An 18,289-nucleotide genomic window follows, 5' to 3' on the forward strand; every position below is an offset into this window, starting at 1 on the left:
GCGCCGGCCGGACACCCGGATCGGCATCGACTTTCGACAAGCGCGATGCGTGGGCTCAAAGTGTGAGATGGATGTCATGGCCGTTCTGCGTGCCCGCAAAACCAACAACGAGGTCGACCAACCGTCGAGCCCGGTTTTGCGTTTTGGATCCGACAAGCCGCTCAAGCTGGACGCCGGCACGCTGCTGTCACCGTTCCAGATCGCCTACCAGACCTACGGCACGCTGAACGATGCCCGCTCCAACGCCATCCTCGTCTGCCATGCACTGACCGGAGACCAGCACGTCGCCAGCACCAATCCGGTGACCGGCAAGCCTGGCTGGTGGGAAGTGTTGATCGGCCCCGGCAAGATCATCGACACCAATCGCTTCTTCGTCATCTGCTCCAACGTCATCGGTGGTTGCCTTGGGTCCACCGGTCCGGCCTCGACCAATCCCGCCACCGACAAGCCCTATGGGCTTGACCTGCCCATTATCACCATCCGCGACATGGTGCGGGCGCAGCAGATGCTGATTGACCATTTCGGCATCGAAAAGCTGTTCTGCGTGCTCGGCGGCTCTATGGGCGGCATGCAGGTGCTGGAATGGGCATCGAGCTATCCGGAGCGCGTCTTCTCGGCGCTGCCGATCGCCACCGGCGCGCGCCATTCCTCGCAGAACATCGCCTTTCATGAGGTCGGCCGGCAGGCTGTCATGGCCGATCCGGACTGGCATGGCGGCAAATATTTCGAGCACGGCAAACGCCCGGAAAAGGGCTTGGCGGTGGCACGCATGGCCGCCCACATCACCTATCTGTCGGAAGCCGCGCTGCACCGGAAATTCGGCCGCAATTTGCAGGATCGCGAAGCGCTGACCTTCGGCTTCGACGCCGACTTCCAGATCGAAAGCTATCTGCGCCATCAGGGCATGACCTTCGTCGATCGCTTCGACGCCAACTCCTACCTCTACATGACGCGGTCGATGGACTATTTCGACCTTGCCGCCGACCATGGCGGCCGGTTGGCCGATGCCTTCGCCGGAACGAAAACCCGCTTCTGCCTGGTGTCTTTCACCTCGGACTGGCTGTTTCCGACCGAGGAGAGCCGCTCGATCGTGCATGCGCTCAACGCCGCCGGCGCATCGGTATCCTTCGTCGAGATCGAAACCGACCGCGGCCACGACGCATTCCTGCTCGACGAGCCGGAACTGTTTGCCGCCATAAACGGCTTCATCGGCTCGGCGGCCCGGGCGAGAGGGCTCAGCGCATGACCCCGAAAAATTGCAGGCTTTTCGGATCGAGATCATGCGCCAGGCAGGAGGCGAAGCCATGAGCGTCAACCGCGACCAGCGCGTCGACCTAGAAGTCGTCGCCAACCTCATCCCGCCACAGTCGCGCGTGCTCGATGTCGGTTCGGGCGACGGCTCGCTGCTCGAATTGCTGCAGGACACCAAGCAGGTCGACGGCCGTGGACTTGAGCTGTCGCAGCGCGGCGTCAATGAATGCGTGGCGCGAGGCCTCTCGGTCATCCAGGGCGATGCCGACAAGGATCTCGAATTCTATCCCGACAAGGGCTTTGACTTCGTCGTCCTGTCGCAGACCCTGCAGGCCACCCGCAACCCGAAGCTGGTGCTCGACGAACTGCTCAGGATCGGCAACCGCGCCATCGTGTCCTTCCCCAATTTCGGCCACTGGCGGGTGCGCCTGTCGCTGTTCATCCAGGGCCGCATGCCGGTGACCAAGGACCTGCCCTATTCCTGGTACGACACGCCCAACATCCATTTCTGCACCATCCGCGACTTCGTCAATCTGTGCGACGAGCTCGGCGCGACCGTCGAGAAGGCAACCGCTCTCGACGCCGCCGGCCAGAAGATCGGCCTGTCGATGCCGTGGTGGTTCTGGAACTTCTTCGGCCAGCAGGCAGTGTTCTTGCTGAAACGGTAATATTGATCGCCATGTATCTCTTTCGTAGGCGCCCTCTGCCAGTTGAAATCCCACCGGACATGCGGGCTGGGTTGAAAGCCGGAATTCTCATCTGCACCTCACCGCGCAGTGGCAGCAACCACCTAGCCGGATTGATGGCAGCCACCGGGCTTGGCAACCCACTCGAGTGGTTCGGGGGCCGTCGTGTTCTAGAAATGCCGAACTATCCCCGCGACCCCCGTGCCCAGGTTTTGCATGCACTGAAGGACGGGCGGTCTCCCTCCGGGATTTACGCGGTCAAACTGTTTGCCAGCCAGTTTTCACAGGTTGCCAAAACCGTGGATCTCCCCGCAAGCCTTCCAAAGCTGCGCTATATGCGGTTGACGCGTGGGGACCTCGTTGGTCAAGCAGTTTCGTGGACCCGCGCTCGTCAGAGTGGTCGGTTCCGCTCTACCGAGGCCGATCAGAAGAGACCATGCTACGACGGCAAAGCAATCGCGGACTCGCTTGAAAAAATCATCCTGGAAAATCTGGCCTGGGATGTCTGGTTTGCAAAAAACGGATTGTCCTTCCTATCACTGACATACGAAGAACTCCTTGAACATCCACGGACCTGCCTTGAAAGGGCTGCATCTCTGGTCGACGCCAAGCTTGTCTTGAAACCCGGGTCTGATCTCGATTCGGGCCTCGATATTCAACGAGACACCATCAATGAGGAGTGGAGAGAGCGGTTCTTGGCGGAATATTCTGACACGTCGAACTTCCATGCCAACAATTGCCGTCGCGGTTTTCTTAAAAAGAGGAGCTCAAGGTTCTCGATCTGATCGAACGGCATTGTACGAGAACACGAAGCATCCAGGGGCGCCAGAGATGCGATGTTATTGATCAAAGCGCATCGCCGTCCATGGCGATCACGAGCACAAATTCTTATTGCACGCTGGTTTGACAGCCCGCCGAGAGCGTTATAGCCACATCGGCACTAATAACTTGATCGGTTCAGATATGGCTCAAGAGCGTCCAACGTATTCACTCGTCGTCGAAATGGAGAATGCAAAATCGATCGACTGGGACGAGATCGGCGTTGGGATGAAGGCCTTGGCTCGGGAAATCACATCGGTTTCAGCAACCGGTTTAGTGCGACCAAGGATCGTTATTTCTCACGGGGGAGCAGAGTCGGACGAGGATGCGTTGCGTCGTGAGATTTCGAATGAGGCCCCGCAGCTCGGTCAGGTTGCCGAACTCGTCTTCACGGCTTTCCCTGGCGGCCGATATTACGACCTGAAGAACAACGGCATGCTGGCATCGGACGGAGATATCGTCATCTTTATGGATTCCGACGTGGTCGCGGAACCAGGATGGCTACCAGGACTGCTTGAGCCCTTTGAAAACTCTGAAGTTATCTGCGCAAACGGATATACATACCTCTCATACGACGATTTCTTTTCAAGAACGTTTGCGTTGATCTGGTTTTTCCCGATGGCCCGTGGAGACGGGCGATTTGCCTCGAAGCGAGCGATCAACGCTAACAATGTAGCGTTTCGACGCGAGTGGATCGTCAGCCATCCTTTTCCAAAACATAACGGCTTCAAGGTTTCCTGCACTTTGCTGATGCGCGAACTGCTGCGGGAGGGCCACAAAATTCATAATGTCGACGCACGCGTTTATCACTATTCGCCGCGGGGCTGGCGGTTCTTTTACTGGCGCGCCCTGGTTACAGGTCGCGACGCCGACCGGAAGTTCGTTGCGCTCAATTCGCCGAGCCGCGCGCGACGGATAGTCAAGTCTTTCAGCCGGTGGCTCACCATGTCATGGCGCACGACACGACGGATCGTAGGCCATGCCCGGGAAACGGGGATGCCGCTTTGGCAGGTTCCCTTTTCTCTGATTGTCGGTCAGGCATTTTATGGTTTGGCGTTTTGGGGCCAGTTCAGTTTTGCGACTGGCATGGTTCGTGACAAAATTGAAACTGTGCCCGACTATGTTGGGCACAGCTAGACGCTTTACCGCCCTTCCTTGAACCGCGGTTCAGCGTCCAATTGATCCTTGACCCGTCGATTGTTCCAGAACATCCGTGGCCTTGTGCGGATGTTCGACGCCGTCGACGAACACGACATCCGCCTCCGAATTGTCCGTGCGCAGCGCCAGTATCGCCCGGTAGGCGGGCGAATTGTACCAGCCACGCACATGCTGCCTGTCGGGAATTCTATGATGATCAGATGGCCAGGCCAGTCGTTCTCGATCACCTCCACATCGCCGCCATGAACCAGAAAACGGCCGCCGAAAGGTTCCAGCGTGGCATCGATCTTGTGCAGATATTCGACGATCTGCGGACCCATTGCGGCTTGGCGCATATGGGCGACGGCGTAAGCGGCCATGACTGGACTCCCTTGTCATCGAAGCCGAGTTGCCGGCCTCGCATGGGCAATCTGACCAAACGCCGAGCGCTAAGCGATTACGTCTGAGGTAATGAGATGTATGCTACCTGTCATGATGGGTTGCTTCCATGGTGATTCGCAATGCTATGTGCGGCGGTGCTGTTGCAATTGGAACGCTAGCAGCGGGGATTCGTTGTCTCGCGCGGATTGAGTACCGGCACGGTGGGTGACAGGGGCAGTCGTTTTTTGTAGCGTCGCGCCGACTGTGATGCGGTGTAGAGGAAGGGAAGTCCAATCCATTCGACCGTTCTGAAAATCGAAAAGTCCTGGACAGACGCGCAACCCTGCGCAGGAAACAGCTGACAGACATGGCCGGGATCCAACCAACACCTCTCATCACGGTCATTACGCCGACCCACAACCGACGCGAAACGGTGTTGCGCGCCGTGGAAAGCGTACTCTCCCAGAGCATGTCGAGGCTTGAGCACATTGTCGTCGACGATGGTTCGGCTGATGGAACCGAAGCGGCGCTGGCCCGTATCCAGGACCCGCGGCTGATCTATGTCGGGGCGAAATGGCGAGGCGCCAACGCTGCCAGGAATGCCGGCATCGAGCGCGCGCGGGCACCGTTGGTGACGTTCCTCGATTCCGACGACATCTACATGCCGCACCGGCTTGAACGAACCCTGACCTGGTTCGATGAGAATCCTGCACTGCAAGTGCTGATCAGTTCGTTCGTGTCCCTGAAAGGCAATCGCATCACAAACTGCGTCAACCCCGAGGCGTTCGTGAGCCCCGCAATGCTGGAGCGGACGCTGGTTGGGCAGACCATCTTCATTGCCGGCTCCGCGATCACCGCTCGCCGCGAAGCCTTGCTGGCCATCGGCGGCTACGACAGCGACATCACCCGCATGCAGGATCGCGAATTGCTGCTGCGCCTTGCCCGGCGCTTCGGTGCGCAGTTGTCCAGGGATCTGGACTGGACGAAATACAATTCGGAGAACTCGATTTCCGGCCGCCGTGACGGCTATGTCGAGGCCTATGCGAACCTGATGGGCAAACATCCGCATATTGCCCATGCCTACCCGCACATTCCGCCTTACATGATCTCGCGGCAGCTCATCGCCGACATCCTGCGAGGCAGGATACCGGAGGCATTTCAGGGCTACATGGCCAACCGTTCATCCAAAACGCTTGGCTATTCGCTGCCGGAATTGATGCAAGGCTATGTCCATGGCCGGCGCTGGCGCCGCGATCTCTCCAACGAGTTTCGCAATCAATTTGGTGCCCGGCCCGCTTAAACCGATAGGGATTCCGGGAAATTGTGGAATGGTTTTTCCTCCGGATCGCGTTAACCCCTCTGTCGAGAGCTCAACGGTCAAGTTCGGGAAAATACGGATCCGATAGAAACCGCCTGTCCCGTTCGCCTTGCAGGCAGTCTATCGGCGTCGCCGCGTCGACGGGGACACTTCTCACCTCGTCCTGAATGCCGCTCACTTCCAGGAGCAGCTTCCGCCGGATGGCTGTCGAAAACTCGGCGGCGGCATAGATAGGCAGCACGAAGGAACCGGGTCCGCCGATCACGCACTGCGCATAATACTGGTCGAGATGGCTGAAGGTGGGCGACGGGCTGATCAGGATCGGCAGGCCGTTGACGATGATGCCTTTGGCAGTCGCCGCATCACGCGTCGCGGTGACCGGCGGCCCGATATTGTTCGGTCCGTCGCCCGAAATGTCGATGACGCTGCGTTCGCCCTGGAAAGACGTGCGGTCGAAAAGCTCGGTGCCGAAGGCCAGCGCGCCGGAAATCGAAGTGCCGCGAAAGCTGCGGAACGGACGAGCCGCGACCTTGTCGGCAAAGCTGTTCGCGCTCTCGGCACTATCGATAATCTGCCAGCCGATAACCGCGTCGTCGCGCACCGTGCCGGCCCATTCGAAATAGGTCAGCGCTATGCGGCCCTTGGCGCCGGCGCGGACAGCCTTGATGAAGTCGGGATGCCGCAGCGCCTCGACATAACCGGCCCGCTGCAGGGCGAACTCCTTCTCGTCCATCGACAGCGAGATGTCGACCGCCAGCACCAGCTCGACGTCGACGGCGAGCGCATCCGGCGGCGAGGCGGCCGGGGCAGCCTGGGCGCAGGCAAGACAGGCAAGCAGGCGCAGAGCATCAAGCATGGCCGTCGCCAAGATTGTTTCTCCCGAGGAGCTTCCCTCGCGATCGCGGCAAAATAAAGCTCTGCTTCCCTCGCCCGGAAATCAGCTCATTTCTTGCGACGAGCGGCGGCTGGCGGCGGTTCGATCGCGCCGGCCCTGACGCGGGCGGGCTTCAGGGCTGGCGCACCGGAATCCTTGACGATCGTCAACGCGCGGGGGAAGAAGTGGTTGTTGTGCTGGCCGCGCCCGATGTTGAGGATCGCTGTCCCCGGCAAACGCTTCTCGAGCATCGACAGCACGCGTCTTAGCGATGGGCCGTCGAACGCATCCAGCGCGCCTCATCGATGATCACCCATTTCGGCTGCCGCAACGTGAGCCTGGCGAAGGCCAGCGAGCGTTGTTCGTCATCGCCCAACTCATGGTCCCAACGCCCGGCGCGGTCGAGCGACGAGGATAGCCGTCCCAGGCCGACCTCGGCCAGCACCGCCGAAATGTCGGCATCGTTCGCCGGCGCGGGCCCGTTCGGGTGATCGAGGACTTCGCGCAACGTGCCGACCGGAAAATAAGGCACGCGCGGCACGAATATGGGGGTTTCTCCCGCCGGCAGGCCGATCCGGCCGCTTCCCCATGGCCACAGGCCGGCAATGGCACGAAAGAACAGCGTCTTGCCCGCACCGGGGTCGCCGGTGATCATGACGCGCTCGCCGGGGCGGATTTCGACATGCGGGTCGGCGAGTCTGGTGCAACCCTCCGGCGAGGTCACTTCGAGCTTCTCGAAAGTCAGGCTGCCATTGACGTTTTGGCCGAAGGCGATGCGCTTTTCGGTGTCGTGCAGCGCATCGGTTTCATCGAGCGCGATGCGGAAATCGGCCACGCGCATCAGCGTGGCGCGCCAATCGGCGATACTGCCGATGTTGTTGATGAACCAGCGCAAGGAGGAGTGGACCTGGTTGAAGGCGCCGACCGCCATCATCAGCCCGCCAAAGCTGATATCACCTGAGAAATAGACCGGCGAAGCGACCAGTATGGGCGCCACGACGGTGATCCAGCCATAGGTATCGGTCACCCAGGACAGGTTGATCTGGGCGGTGTAGATGCGCCGCATGGCGCCCAGCACCGTGCCGAGATCGAGTTCGAGCCGCCGCCTGGCGTCGGCCTCGCCATGATACAACGCAATGGCATCGACATTCTCGTTGACGCGCACCATCGAGGAGCGCAGCTCGGCTTCGCGTGTATAGCGGTCGCTGTTCAGGCGGATGAGCGGGCGCCCGACCAGCCAGCTCAGCCAGGAGGCGATGCCGGCGTAAAGGATGGCGGCCCAGACCATGTAGCCCGGTATGGCCAGCGAGGTCCCGCCGATGTGGAACACGAAGCCCGAGGACAGCTCCCACAGCACCCCGACGAAGGACACCAGCAGGATGCACGACTGCAGCAGGCCGACGCCGAGATCGGTTGACAGGTCGGACAGATGCGCGGCGTCCTGCTGCATGCGCTGGTCGGGATTGACGCCGATGGCGCCGGCATTGGCCAACCGGAAGGCGCGCGCCGGCCGCATCCACTGATCGATCAGATCCAGCGTCAGCGCCTCGCGCAGTTTGAGCCTGATCATCTGGTTGAGCCAGGTCTGGCCGATATTGAGCACCAGCAGCCCGCCGGCGATCATCGCGAAGACGAGGAGCTGGTGCAGGAAGGCCGCCATGTCGCGGCGCGCAAGCGCATCGTAGAAAGGCTGGTTCCAGCGGTTGAGCAGAACCTGGCCGATCGACGTTGCAATGATCACGGCCATGATGCCGACCGATGTCCACTGCAACCATTTGCGAACCGGCGATCCCGCCAGCGCCCGCCGGATCGTCATCACCTGATCGCGCAGGCTGCTGGCTTCGACCGCCACGGCAACCGGCTGAACGGCGGCGGCATTGTCCGGTTGATCAGCCATGGCCGAGGTCCTTGCGTCAGTGCTGAAACCGGATGGAGAAACTTGACAGGCGTTCGTATGGGCTGCCGGATGGGCTGTCGGTCCGCTTGCGACAGATAGGCAGGGAAACGACGTCAGGCACGCTTGCCGTGATCACGAAGCCGTCACCCGCGCAGCCGAGGGCTCGGCACCGGCTTTGTGACGGCCAAGCCGGGTGGCGCCATGCGGCGACAGCACCGGCACGAAGACGCGGCGCGAGGCGCGCTGGACGACGGGCACGCCTTGATAGAGCCGTTTCTGCGCCTCGACGACGATGACGCCGGAAAAGATCGGCCACAGCCGCCGGCCGGCGCGCTCCAGCACATTGTGGAAGCGCATCATGAAACGGCGCCTCGACGGCGGAAAGAACAGCGCATCGGACCAGGCGGCGGGCGTAAAATTCGCCTCGCGCAGCAATTCGGTTAGCTGGCCGCGCGAAAAGGGCCGGCCATTGCCGAATGGGGTGTGCTCGAAGCGCGCCCAGACACCGCGCCGGTTGGGCACGACGATGACGACCCGGCCAGCCGGCGACAGCACGCGCCAGATCTCGTTCAGCGTCTCACGTGGGTTCTCGACATGTTCGAGCGAATGGACGAGCAGCATGCGGTCGATGCAGGAATCGACCAGCGGCAGTTCCTCGTCGAAGACCAGTGCCGTCGCCGTCGGCCCTGTCGCCGGCCACACCACCGCGCCCTGCGTCGCCGGCATGAAGGCGAAGACCCGCTCGGCGTCGGTGCCGAACCGCTCCAACCACGGCAAGGTGTAGCCCAGACCAACCAGCCGCTCGTTGGGCACGACCGCCCATATCGACGACAACGCCATGGTGATCGAACGCTCGGCGAAACGGCCGAGTGTTGTCGAATAGAAGGAGCGAAGATCGACGATGTCGGAATGCATGGCAGGGATGTAGCCGCGATATCGGCGGGTTTCAACAACAGGCCGCGACGACCTGGCATTCCGGGAATGTCACTAGACATTGCGGGATGTTGTTCAACGTCCCGGAATGTTGCTCACATCCAGGATGTCTTCAACATCCAGGATGACATCCACGCGCCGGCGCCCTATGTCTGCGGCCATAAACGGAGAGATGCGATGCCGGTCGAAATCGAACAGTTCATGTGCCGCAGCGACAATTTCGGCGTGCTGGTGCATGATCCCAAAAGCGGCCAGACCGCGATCATCGACGCGCCCGAGGAAGCGCCTATCCTGGCCGCGATAAAGCGCACCGGCTGGACGCCGACGATGATCCTGACCACGCATCATCACATGGATCACGTCGAGGCCAATCTTGCGTTGAAGGAGCGCTTCAAGCTGCGCATCGTCGGCCCGGAAGCGGAAAAGGCCAATATCCCCGGCATCGACGAAACCGTCGAAGACGGCTCGGTCCTCCATCTTGGCGATGAAAAGATCGAAGTCATCGCCACGCCCGGCCACACCGCCGGCCACGTTTCCTACTATTTGCCGGCTTCGGGTGTGGCGTTCACCGCCGACACGCTGTTTGCGCTGGGTTGCGGACGGCTGTTCGAATGCAAGCCGCCGGTGATGTACGATTCGCTGAAGAAGCTGGCCGCGCTTCCGGCCGAAACGATTATTTATTGCGGTCATGAATACACGCTCGCCAACGCCCGTTTCGCGCTGACCGTCGACCCGACGAATTCGGCATTGAAGGAACGCGCCGCCAAGATCGAAAAGCTGCGCGCCGACAATAAGCCGACGCTGCCGACGACGATCGGCGAGGAGCTGTCGACCAATCCCTTCCTGCGCTGGCACGATCCGGCGATCCGCAAGCATCTGGGGCTGGAGAAAGCTTCGGACGCCGAGGTCTTTGCCGAAATCCGCAAGCGCAAGGACAATTTCTAGGCCCGGTGGTATCGTCGCCATGACCAGCTCCGCAGAAATTATCGCGACGCTCGGGCTGAAGCCGCATCCGGAAGGCGGCTGGTATGCCGAGACCTTTCGCGATGGCACCGGCGGCGCGCGCGGCCATTCGACTGCCATCTATTTCCTGCTTGAGGAGCATCAGGTTTCGGCCTGGCACCGGGTCAAGGATGCCGCCGAGGTCTGGCATTTCCATGCCGGCGCCCCGCTGGCGCTGTCGATGTGGGAAGAAGGCAGCCCGAAGGTTGATCAGGTCATAGAACAAGTCCTCGGTATCGATCTCGCAGCCGGTGAGCGGCCGCAGATCGTCGTGCCCGCAGGCTGGTGGCAATCGGCGCGCAGCCTGGGCGAATGGACGCTGGTCGGCTGCACCGTCGCGCCGGGCTTCGAGTTTGCGGCCTTTGAACTGGCGGCACCCGGCTGGCAGCCTGGACAATCCTAACTTGGCAAGAGCCCTAATTTAGCAGGAAGCCTAGCGTGGTCGCGAGCTGGGCGGCGTAGTACAGCGCCCAGACGGCGAAGCGCATCCAGGCGCGGTGGGGCGAGATGGCGGCGACCAGGAATTTCTCCGTGGCGAGCAGCCCGTCCGATGCCATGAACAGCACGGCGCCACCGATCACCCACATATTGCTTGTTGTCAGCGCCGAGATGCCCATTGCCAGGATCGCGGCGATATAGACGGTGATCGGGATACGCAGGCTGGGACCGACACGACGCCACAGCGCCGCCAGCACGATGACCACGAACACCGCCATGGCGAGCGCGATCGCTCCGCGCCACGGCTCGGCGCCAAGCACTCCCAACCCGCCACCGCTGCGCAGGAACAGCGCGACATAGACGATGTGAGCGACAAGAAAACTGGCCAGCCCGCCGAGAAAGGCCTTTTCGCCGTCGCGTGACAGGAAGGCGTCGCCAACGGCGCTGAGTGCGAGCGCGGCGACCAGCAGCAGCGGGCCGCCTTGCAGCCCCGCCAGCACGGCAAGCATCGCTACGGCAAGCGTCTTTGCGGCCGAGCGGGCCAGCGTCGGCGGCATGCCAAGCGTGAAGGCGTAGATGACCGCCGCCGCCAGCGAAAAAATCAGTGTCGCATTGGCATTGGCGTCGATGCCGCCCGCAAACGGCATCGTCATGCCTTGGCTCCGCCTTCGGATGCCCGGGCTCCGTCTTCGGATGCCCGGGCTCCGTCTTCGGATGCCCCGGCTCCGCTTTCGGATGCCTCGGCTCCGCTCTCGACCGCAGCCGGCTTGCGCAGGAACAGGGATTTTGCGGCGAGCACCGCGCCGCCGGTGATGAGCACGCAGGCGGCGAGGATGCGCAGCGACGGCTCGGCGACGCCGGCCGCGATCAGCACCAGCGTCGACAACAGCGGCGCCGCATAGCTTGCAGCACCCAGCACCTGGATGTTGCCGCGCTTGACGCCGATGTCCCAGGCATAGAAGGCGGCACCCACCGGCATCAGGCCAAGGCCGAGCACGGCCAGCCACTGGCCGACACCGTCAGGCAGAATCGTCTGTTCCAGCGCCAGGTGGCAGGCGAGCGACAGCACCGCGGTCGCCGCGCAGAACCAGGTGACGATGCTGGTCGGCACCGACGGGAAACGCCGCGACAACAACGAGTAGGCCGACCACAGGACGGCGCAGACGGCAGCCATGGCATAGCCGAAGGAATAGCGGGCGTCGAAGGCCAGCCCACCGCCCTTGGTGACGATCAGCACGGTGCCGGCAAGGCCGAGCAGCGCACCGACGACATGGTTCCAGGCCAGTTTTTCGCCCGGCATCAGCGCCGAGCCGAGCACGATCAGCAGCGGCCACAGATAGGCGATCAGGCTCGCCTCCACCGCCGGCGCATTGCGCAGCGCGGTGAAATAGAAAAAGTGATAGCCGAACAGGCCGGCAATGCCGATCAGCCACACCTGCGGCGGTATCTTCTGGCTCTTGTCGGGTGCCGGCATGAACAGCCGCGCGACCAGCCCGACGCCGGTGCCGATCGAGAAGGTGATCGCCGACAGCAAGAACGGCGGCACCTGGCCCGACGCATCGGTGAGCAGTGCGAGCAACGCCCACATGGCGACCGCCGAAAAGCCGATCAGTGTTGCGCGCCCCATTCTGTCTCCAGTGGCGCGCCAATTCCGCGCCTGGCTATTGTACGGCTTCGAAACGCCCGGCGCTGATGGTCAAGGTGCCGATCTGCGTGCCAACCGTGGCACGGATCGGCGCATATACGCCGGTTTGGCCGAGCGGTGCAAACGTCACCATCATGCGGCTTTTGTTCTTGAGATAGTTGAGCGCCTTGCGGCCCTTGCGATAACCCGCCACCGGCTCGAAGCCCATCTGGCAGGTGACGGTGTCGCCCTTGTAGCCCGGGACCGAGATCGTGCCTTTCGACGCGTAGGTCAACGTCAGGTCGGCACGCATCTCGCCGTCATAGAACTTCACCGTGCGGCCGCAGACCTGGTCGAGACTGTCGGCATGAATGACGGTGGCGGCCATGGGATCGAGCACCGATGCCAGGTCGCCGGCACCGAGCGGTACCCAGTTCTTGGGGTCGCGTTTGCCTGGTGCCGGTACGACCTTCGTCGAAGTGACCCTGCCATTGGCAAAGCGGATATCGACCACCGATGCCTTCTTGCCGGAGGTGTAGTCGGCGCGGAATGCCTGCGGCACCATCTTTTTGCCCGCAATCGTGCCTTTGGACGAGATCGTGCCGCGCGTGTCGTCGAACAGCTTGGCGAGACCGGCCGCGGTGACACTGCCTTGGATCGCGTAGGCGCCGTTCTCATAGCGGCTGGAAAACGTTGATTTCGCTATCGAAAGACCAAGAAACGACACCGTGTACTCGCCCTTGAACGACTGCGGCGAGGCAGCAGACGCGGCGGACGGCAAAGCTATGGCAAGCATGGCAACAAGGGCATGTGGCGAACGAAGCATGGCGGGATCGGGTCCTTGATTTTGGGCCGGAGGCGGGCAACTCCGGTCTGGCATGTCCCTATGGAACCGCTTATAGGATGAATTCCGGCCTTAATATGAAAATGCCGGGCGCGCCGTGGGCAATGCAGGGGCTGGGCAAGCCGGAGCTTGACGCCTCGGCGAAATGCAACTATGGAACGCCAACTTTTTCCATAAGGCCGCCTGACCAGAACCGCGCGCCACCCGGCGTGGGCTTGAGTGTTTGGCAGACCCGAGAACTGAAGGTTAGAACAATGTCCCGCACCTGCGAACTCACTGCCAAGGCAGTCATGTCCGGCAACAATGTGAGCCACGCCAACAACAAGACCAAGCGTCGCTTCCTGCCGAACCTCGTCAATGTGACGCTGATTTCGGAAGCGCTGAACCAGAACGTGCGCCTGCGCATTTCGGCCAACGCGCTGCGTTCGGTCGAACATCGCGGCGGCCTCGACGCCTTCCTGGCCAAGGCAGACGTCAAGGAATTGTCGCAGCGCGCCCGTTTGCTGAAAAAGCAGATCGCCAAGAAGACCGCCGAGCAGGCTGCCGCTTAAAACAGTTCAAAGGCGGGGGACGACCGCCCTGGCCGACCTCTTGTTGGCCTCTGGCCAACATCTTGTTGGCCTGAGCATCGGATCGAAGCCGCAAGGTTTTGGCAATCCGGTGCCCACATACGAAGGCAAGCATCGCCCGCATGGGCATGGTGCTTGGCTGGTTCCATTACCCAGGATAAAAAAATGACTTCCTTCTCGCGGTATTTGCCATTCGTGGCCGCCATGGCGCTTGTCGTCGTGGCATCGAACATTCTCGTGCAATTCCCGATGCAGGGTCAGATCGGCGGCCTCTCGCTGGCCGATCTTCTGACCTGGGGGGCCTTCACCTATCCCTTCTCGTTCCTGGTCACCGACCTCGCCAACCGCCGCTACGGACCCACTGCGGCGCGCCGGATCGTCTTTGTCGGCTTCATGACGGCGGTGATCTGCTCGATCCTTGTCCCGCCCTTCCTGTTCCGCCACGGCCTGATCGAACTCGAGACCGCCGCCGACCGGCTGGTGCGTATCGCGGCCGCGTCCGGAGCGGCGTTCCTCAGCGCGCAACTGCTCGATGTCACCGTCTTCAACCGGCTGCGCCGGCAGAGCTGGTGGCGCGCGCCGATCATCGGCACGCTGGTCGGGTCGGTGTTCGACACCGCCGTGTTTTTCACCGTCGCGTTCTCGGCCGCCTTCGCCTTCGCTGGTCCCAACGACGGCTTTGCGTTGGAAAACGCACCCTTGATGGGCATCTTCCATGTCGACGCGATGCGTTGGATCTCCTGGGCGCTGGGCGACCTCAGCGTGAAGCTGATCATCGCCGTGGTGGCGTTGATCCCCTACCGTCTGCTCGCGGCCCGTTGGAGCCAGCCGGCGGTAGCGGCTTAAACCATGATCCCGAAAAGTGGGACCCGGTTTTCGGAAAAGATCATGGTCGGACAAAGATCATGATCCCGTGGGTCCAGCTCGATTCGGCCAAGATCCCGGATGGCGCACAAGAACTTCGCCTCAAGCGGCGCGGCACCGAATTCTCGATCATGCTGGGCACCAACGAACTGATGAACAGCCGCCTCAGCGGTTCCGAGGAAGCGCTGGCAAAACTGTCCTGCGAGCGGATTGCCGGCCAGAGCCGGCCCACAATCCTGATCGGTGGGCTTGGCATGGGTTTTACCTTGCGCGCCGCACTCACAGAATTGGCCAATGATGCCGGAATAGTCGTCGCCGAACTGGTGCCCGCCGTCGTCGCCTGGGCACGTGGCCCGATGGCCGAAATCTTTGACGGCTGTCTCGACGATCCTCGCGTCACCATCCAGGAAACCGATGTCGGGCAGTTGATCCGGTCGCGGCCCGCGGCCTGGGACGCCATTCTGCTCGATGTCGACAACGGCCCGGAAGGCATCGTCCACAAATCCAACGACGCACTTTACAGCGTGCACGGCCTCGCAGCCGCACGCAGCGCCCTGAAACCCGGCGGCGTGCTGGCAGTGTGGTCGCAAGGCCCCGACATCGGCTTCACGCGGCGGCTGAAGCAGGCAGGCTTCGGGGTCGAAGAGGTCAGTACGCGCGCCAACGGCAAGCGTGGCGCCCGCCATGTCATCTGGATCGCCACCAGGACGTAAAGCCGGCGGGCTCATCCTGGTGGAGAATGAATTCCAGATAGAGGTTGCGCTGCAGGATCGAGTGGTTGTCGTCGGAGATCAGCGACACCATCAGCGCGCCGTCGCCGCGGGTCCAGACGTCGAGCCCTTCCATATTGTCGATCTGGTAGCCCATGTCGGCCTCCAGCAGCACCGGCCCGTCGGCGACCGCGCCCTTCTCGACGCTTTCGCCATAGATGCGCCGCAGCCGCATCTTGACGCCGCTGGCCATCGAGAAACTGCGCTCCAGAAGCAATAGGTCGCCATCCGGCAGGAAGGCCCCGTCGGTAATGTCGAAATCGCCATTGCGCTTGACGATAAAGACGCCCTTGTGCGGTCCTTCGATGATGGCGGCATAGATGTTGCCGGCCTTGTCCAGGCTCTTCTCGGAGACCACGACTAGGCCGCCCTCATGCTGGCCGTTGGCATTGGCGTGGGTGACGGTCTCGAAGCCGCGATTCTGACGCAGCTCGCGGGCCGGAACGGCGAAATCCAGCGGCTTGAAGGGTGCCTTCATGTCGTTGGAGTCGATCTTGAACTGGGCGACGCGGTGGCTGCGCTCGAAGCCGACGGTGGCGATGCCGTCCTTGACCGCGAGACCTTCCGCATCGACCTCCCATTTCCTGTCGATCGGCCGGCCGGTCTGGTCGACCATCTGCTGCATGCGGAAATTCTGGATGCCGGAGGGTCGCTTTTCCGCGTCGCGGACCACCGTGCCGAAGAACCAGAAGCCGGTGTCGGCAACGCCGATGAAGTCACCGCCGGCTTTCAGGAAGCGGAAGGCCGACAGCGCGCCGAAATCGCGTGTCGGCGAGGTCATCTCCAGCCCGCCGACGAATTCGAGCGGGCCGAACTGCTTGTCGGCATGTCCAATATGGAATTCGGTGATCGGGCGGGCCGAGACCTCGACCGGTTCAACCGAGGTGGAATCAGCCGAACCGGCTGCCGCCGAAGCCACGCCGGAAAACAGGGCGATCGCGGCGAAAAGCGTCTGTTGAACGCCGCGCGAAAAAATCATCCGGCGCGCCGCATACCACCGCCGCGTCGCGTATCCTTCGCGCTTTCCTCGGCGAACAGCGAAGCCAGCTGCTCGGTCATGGCGCCGGCCAGTTCCTCGGCATCGACGATGGTGACAGCCCGGCGGTAGTAGCGCGTGACGTCGTGGCCGATGCCGATGGCCAGCAGTTCCACCGGCGAACGCGTCTCGATCAGCTCGATGACGGCGCGCAGATGGCGCTCGAGATAATTGCCCGGATTGACCGACAGCGTCGAATCGTCGACCGGCGCCCCGTCCGAGATCATCATCAGGATCTTGCGCTGCTCGGGCCGGGCGATCAGCCGGTTGTGCGCCCACAGCAGCGCCTCGCCGTCGATATTTTCCTTGAGCAGGCCTTCGCGCATCATCAGGCCGAGATTGCGCCGTGCCCGCCGCCACGGATGGTCGGCGGACTTGTAGATGATGTGGCGCAGATCGTTGAGCCGGCCAGGATTCGGCGGCTTGCCGTCCTTCAGCCATTTCTCGCGCGCCTGCCCGCCCTTCCAGGCCCGCGTGGTGAAACCGAGGATCTCGACCGAGACGCCGCAACGCTCCAGCGTGCGCGCCAATATGTCGGCGCAGGTTGCCGCGACCGTGATCGGCCGGCCGCGCATCGAGCCGGAATTGTCGAGCACCAGCGTCACCACCGTGTCGCGGAATTTGGTGTCGCGCTCCTGCTTGAACGACAGCGGCTGCATCGGGTCGATGACGACCCGCACCAGCCTTGCCGGGTCGAGGTAACCTTCTTCCAGGTCGAAATCCCAGGAGCGGTTCTGTTGTGCCATCAGGCGACGCTGCAGCCGGTTGGCCAACCGCCCGACGACGCCGGACAGATTGGCCAGCTGCTTGTCGAGGAAGGCGCGCAGCCGGTCGAGCTCTTCTTCTTCGCACAGCTCCTCGGCGCCGACCGTCTCGTCGAAAGCCGTGGTGAAGACCTTGTAGTCGATCTCCTTCGGCAGATTGGTGAAGGGATTGTCGTTGCGGCGCGCCTCGCCGGGTGTTTCGGCATCGGCGTCGTCGTCGTCGGACAGGTCGTCCGCGGTGGCGTCGGAGGCTTCGGTCTCGGCCGACTGTTCGTCATCGGCCGAAGCTTCGGCGTCCTCGGACTGCGACTGCTCGGAGCCGGAATCCTCTTCGCCGCCCTCCTCGCTCTGCTCCTCGCCTTGCGGCTGGTTGTCGTCATTGTCCTCGGAATCTTCCGTCTCCTGGTCGTCGCCGAGCTCCTCGGCCATTTCCATGGAGGCGAGCATCTCGCGCACGACCCGGGCGAACGCCTGCTGGTCGCCGAGCTTGGCCGACAACCCGTCGAGATCGGCCTTGGCCTTTTCCTCGACCCAGGGGCGCCAGAGTTCGACCAGCCGCTCGCCGCTTTTCGGGATCGGACGGCCGGTGAGCTTCTCGCGCACCATCAGGGCGAGTGCTTCCTCGATCGGCGCGTCGGCCTTGTCCTTGACGTCGACGAGGTTGGCCTTGGCGTATTTGTCCTCCAGCATCGAGCCGATATTGTCGGCGACGCCCTGCATGGCGCGTGAGCCTATCGCCTCGACGCGAGCCTGTTCGACCGCGTCATAGATGGCGCGGGCCGCCTTGCCTTCCGGCGCCAGCTTGGTGTGGATGCGCACATCGTGGCAGGCGCGCTTCAGCGCCATGGAATCGCCGAGGCCTCGGGTGATCGCGATATCGGTCTTCGACGCCTTCTTCGGCAATTCTGGCAGACGCGCACGGCTGCCGGCGAGCGCCGGCCGGTCCTTGGCGAAGCCGACCTCCAGCTCCTTGTCGCCGGCGATGGCGCGCATGCAGACGGTGACGGCGCGCTTGAAGCTGTCGGCTTCAGAACCCGTCTTCGACTTGTTGCGCGTGTTGTCGCCCGGACCCGCCATCGAGA

The 18,289-nt window shown here is 62.5% G+C and carries 17 protein-coding genes and 2 pseudogenes; 10 read left to right on the top strand and 9 right to left on the bottom strand.

Annotation, left to right across the window (positions count from 1 at the left end; genetic code table 11):
* Positions 1 to 76 precede the first annotated feature (76 nt).
* The 4 genes from metX (at position 77) to NKH97_RS20950 (ending at position 3,893) form a co-directional block, all read left to right on the top strand.
* Entirely contained in the window at positions 77 to 1,246 is a 1,170-nt protein-coding gene (gene metX, locus NKH97_RS20935) for a homoserine O-acetyltransferase MetX (RefSeq protein ID WP_023811090.1), read from the top strand.
* Positions 1,247 to 1,304: 58 nt separating this feature from the next.
* Positions 1,305 to 1,919 carry a methionine biosynthesis protein MetW gene (gene metW / locus NKH97_RS20940; protein WP_023811089.1) on the top strand — a complete coding sequence of 205 codons (615 nt, stop codon included), beginning with the start codon at positions 1,305 to 1,307 and terminating at the stop codon, positions 1,917 to 1,919.
* Entirely contained in the window at positions 1,868 to 2,722 is an 855-nt protein-coding gene (locus NKH97_RS20945; RefSeq protein WP_352774798.1) for a Stf0 family sulfotransferase, read from the top strand. The genes metW and NKH97_RS20945 overlap by 52 nt, the downstream gene beginning before the upstream one ends.
* A 163-nt stretch (positions 2,723 to 2,885) precedes the next feature.
* Complete coding sequence (locus NKH97_RS20950; protein WP_245273210.1) at positions 2,886 to 3,893, top strand: glycosyltransferase family 2 protein; 1,008 nt, start codon at positions 2,886 to 2,888, stop codon at positions 3,891 to 3,893.
* Between the two features lie 30 nt (positions 3,894 to 3,923).
* Here the strand turns inward: NKH97_RS20950 and NKH97_RS20955 are convergent.
* A pseudogene (locus tag NKH97_RS20955) lies at positions 3,924 to 4,273 on the bottom strand (DUF1330 domain-containing protein).
* A gap of 368 nt (positions 4,274 to 4,641) precedes the next feature.
* Between NKH97_RS20955 and NKH97_RS20960 the strand changes: the two are divergent.
* Entirely contained in the window at positions 4,642 to 5,574 is a 933-nt protein-coding gene (locus NKH97_RS20960; protein WP_352441744.1) for a glycosyltransferase family 2 protein, read from the top strand.
* Between the two features lie 70 nt (positions 5,575 to 5,644).
* On the opposite strand, the gene NKH97_RS20965 is transcribed toward NKH97_RS20960, so the two are convergent.
* The 3 genes and pseudogenes from NKH97_RS20965 to NKH97_RS20975 form a co-directional block, all read right to left on the bottom strand.
* A complete protein-coding gene (locus NKH97_RS20965; protein WP_352441745.1) occupies positions 5,645 to 6,448 on the bottom strand; it encodes a DUF1194 domain-containing protein in 804 nt (267 codons plus the stop codon).
* 86 nt (positions 6,449 to 6,534) lie between these two features.
* Positions 6,535 to 8,363: pseudogene (locus NKH97_RS20970) on the bottom strand (ABC transporter ATP-binding protein/permease).
* 132 nt (positions 8,364 to 8,495) lie between these two features.
* A complete protein-coding gene (locus NKH97_RS20975; protein WP_352441747.1) occupies positions 8,496 to 9,278 on the bottom strand; it encodes a class I SAM-dependent methyltransferase in 783 nt (260 codons plus the stop codon).
* Positions 9,279 to 9,473: 195 nt separating this feature from the next.
* On the opposite strand from NKH97_RS20975, the gene gloB reads away from it, so the two are divergent.
* Both gloB and NKH97_RS20985 read left to right on the top strand, forming a co-directional pair.
* Positions 9,474 to 10,241: a hydroxyacylglutathione hydrolase gene (gloB, locus tag NKH97_RS20980; RefSeq protein ID WP_128304700.1), complete on the top strand. Its 768-nt coding sequence runs from the start codon at positions 9,474 to 9,476 to the stop codon at positions 10,239 to 10,241.
* A 19-nt stretch (positions 10,242 to 10,260) separates the two neighbouring features.
* Positions 10,261 to 10,701 carry a cupin domain-containing protein gene (locus NKH97_RS20985; RefSeq protein WP_128304672.1) on the top strand — a complete coding sequence of 147 codons (441 nt, stop codon included), beginning with the start codon at positions 10,261 to 10,263 and terminating at the stop codon, positions 10,699 to 10,701.
* Between the two features lie 13 nt (positions 10,702 to 10,714).
* On the opposite strand, the gene NKH97_RS20990 is transcribed toward NKH97_RS20985, so the two are convergent.
* Genes NKH97_RS20990 through NKH97_RS21000 form a run of 3 tightly spaced genes read right to left on the bottom strand, consistent with a single transcriptional unit; the run spans position 10,715 to position 13,186 of the window.
* Positions 10,715 to 11,389: a lysoplasmalogenase family protein gene (locus tag NKH97_RS20990; RefSeq protein ID WP_128304673.1), complete on the bottom strand. Its 675-nt coding sequence runs from the start codon at positions 11,387 to 11,389 to the stop codon at positions 10,715 to 10,717.
* Positions 11,386 to 12,363: an aromatic amino acid exporter YddG gene (yddG, locus tag NKH97_RS20995; protein ID WP_352798706.1), complete on the bottom strand. Its 978-nt coding sequence runs from the start codon at positions 12,361 to 12,363 to the stop codon at positions 11,386 to 11,388. Before yddG ends, NKH97_RS20990 begins: the two co-directional genes overlap by 4 nt.
* A gap of 34 nt (positions 12,364 to 12,397) precedes the next feature.
* Complete coding sequence (locus NKH97_RS21000) at positions 12,398 to 13,186, bottom strand: DUF3108 domain-containing protein (RefSeq protein WP_023811078.1); 789 nt, start codon at positions 13,184 to 13,186, stop codon at positions 12,398 to 12,400.
* A gap of 272 nt (positions 13,187 to 13,458) precedes the next feature.
* Between NKH97_RS21000 and rpmB the strand changes: the two genes are divergently transcribed.
* From rpmB to NKH97_RS21015, 3 genes are all read left to right on the top strand, one after another.
* Positions 13,459 to 13,755, top strand: coding sequence for a 50S ribosomal protein L28 (gene rpmB / locus NKH97_RS21005; RefSeq protein WP_013529373.1), 297 nt, complete (start codon positions 13,459 to 13,461; stop codon positions 13,753 to 13,755).
* 183 nt (positions 13,756 to 13,938) lie between these two features.
* Entirely contained in the window at positions 13,939 to 14,619 is a 681-nt protein-coding gene (locus NKH97_RS21010; protein WP_352441749.1) for a queuosine precursor transporter, read from the top strand.
* Between the two features lie 59 nt (positions 14,620 to 14,678).
* On the top strand, positions 14,679 to 15,350 hold the full coding sequence (locus NKH97_RS21015) for a spermidine synthase family protein (RefSeq protein WP_352441750.1): 672 nt from the start codon (positions 14,679 to 14,681) through the stop codon (positions 15,348 to 15,350).
* On the opposite strand, the gene NKH97_RS21020 is transcribed toward NKH97_RS21015, so the two are convergent.
* Together NKH97_RS21020 and cobT are read right to left on the bottom strand one after the other, a co-directional pair.
* Positions 15,325 to 16,386 (bottom strand): esterase-like activity of phytase family protein, encoded by a 1,062-nt coding sequence (locus NKH97_RS21020; protein ID WP_352798708.1) that lies wholly within the window; start codon positions 16,384 to 16,386, stop codon positions 15,325 to 15,327. The genes NKH97_RS21015 and NKH97_RS21020 overlap by 26 nt on opposite strands.
* Positions 16,383 to 18,284, bottom strand: a complete 1,902-nt coding sequence (gene cobT, locus NKH97_RS21025) for a cobaltochelatase subunit CobT (RefSeq protein ID WP_352441752.1) — start codon at positions 18,282 to 18,284, stop codon at positions 16,383 to 16,385. The genes NKH97_RS21020 and cobT overlap by 4 nt, the downstream gene beginning before the upstream one ends.
* Positions 18,285 to 18,289 lie beyond the last annotated feature (5 nt).

This window comes from Mesorhizobium sp. M0870 (assembly GCF_040319775.1).
Taxonomy (GTDB): domain Bacteria; phylum Pseudomonadota; class Alphaproteobacteria; order Rhizobiales; family Rhizobiaceae; genus Mesorhizobium.

Bases quoted from the DNA above. Each gene is read 5' to 3' on its own strand.
- NKH97_RS20975 (WP_352441747.1), bottom strand. From the start codon at position 9,278: ATGCATTCCGACATCGTCGATCTTCGCTCCTTCTATTCGACAACACTC.
- NKH97_RS21000 (WP_023811078.1), bottom strand. From the start codon at position 13,186: ATGCTTCGTTCGCCACATGCCCTTGTTGCCATGCTTGCCATAGCTTTG.
- metX (WP_023811090.1), top strand. From the start codon at position 77: ATGGCCGTTCTGCGTGCCCGCAAAACCAACAACGAGGTCGACCAACCG.
- NKH97_RS20960 (WP_352441744.1), top strand. From the start codon at position 4,642: ATGGCCGGGATCCAACCAACACCTCTCATCACGGTCATTACGCCGACC.
- NKH97_RS20985 (WP_128304672.1), top strand. From the start codon at position 10,261: ATGACCAGCTCCGCAGAAATTATCGCGACGCTCGGGCTGAAGCCGCAT.
- metW (WP_023811089.1), top strand. From the start codon at position 1,305: ATGAGCGTCAACCGCGACCAGCGCGTCGACCTAGAAGTCGTCGCCAAC.
- NKH97_RS20990 (WP_128304673.1), bottom strand. From the start codon at position 11,389: ATGACGATGCCGTTTGCGGGCGGCATCGACGCCAATGCCAATGCGACA.
- gloB (WP_128304700.1), top strand. From the start codon at position 9,474: ATGCCGGTCGAAATCGAACAGTTCATGTGCCGCAGCGACAATTTCGGC.
- NKH97_RS21010 (WP_352441749.1), top strand. From the start codon at position 13,939: ATGACTTCCTTCTCGCGGTATTTGCCATTCGTGGCCGCCATGGCGCTT.
- NKH97_RS21020 (WP_352798708.1), bottom strand. From the start codon at position 16,386: ATGATTTTTTCGCGCGGCGTTCAACAGACGCTTTTCGCCGCGATCGCC.
- NKH97_RS21015 (WP_352441750.1), top strand. From the start codon at position 14,679: ATGATCCCGTGGGTCCAGCTCGATTCGGCCAAGATCCCGGATGGCGCA.
- cobT (WP_352441752.1), bottom strand. From the start codon at position 18,284: ATGGCGGGTCCGGGCGACAACACGCGCAACAAGTCGAAGACGGGTTCT.
- yddG (WP_352798706.1), bottom strand. From the start codon at position 12,363: ATGGGGCGCGCAACACTGATCGGCTTTTCGGCGGTCGCCATGTGGGCG.
- rpmB (WP_013529373.1), top strand. From the start codon at position 13,459: ATGTCCCGCACCTGCGAACTCACTGCCAAGGCAGTCATGTCCGGCAAC.
- NKH97_RS20965 (WP_352441745.1), bottom strand. From the start codon at position 6,448: ATGCTTGATGCTCTGCGCCTGCTTGCCTGTCTTGCCTGCGCCCAGGCT.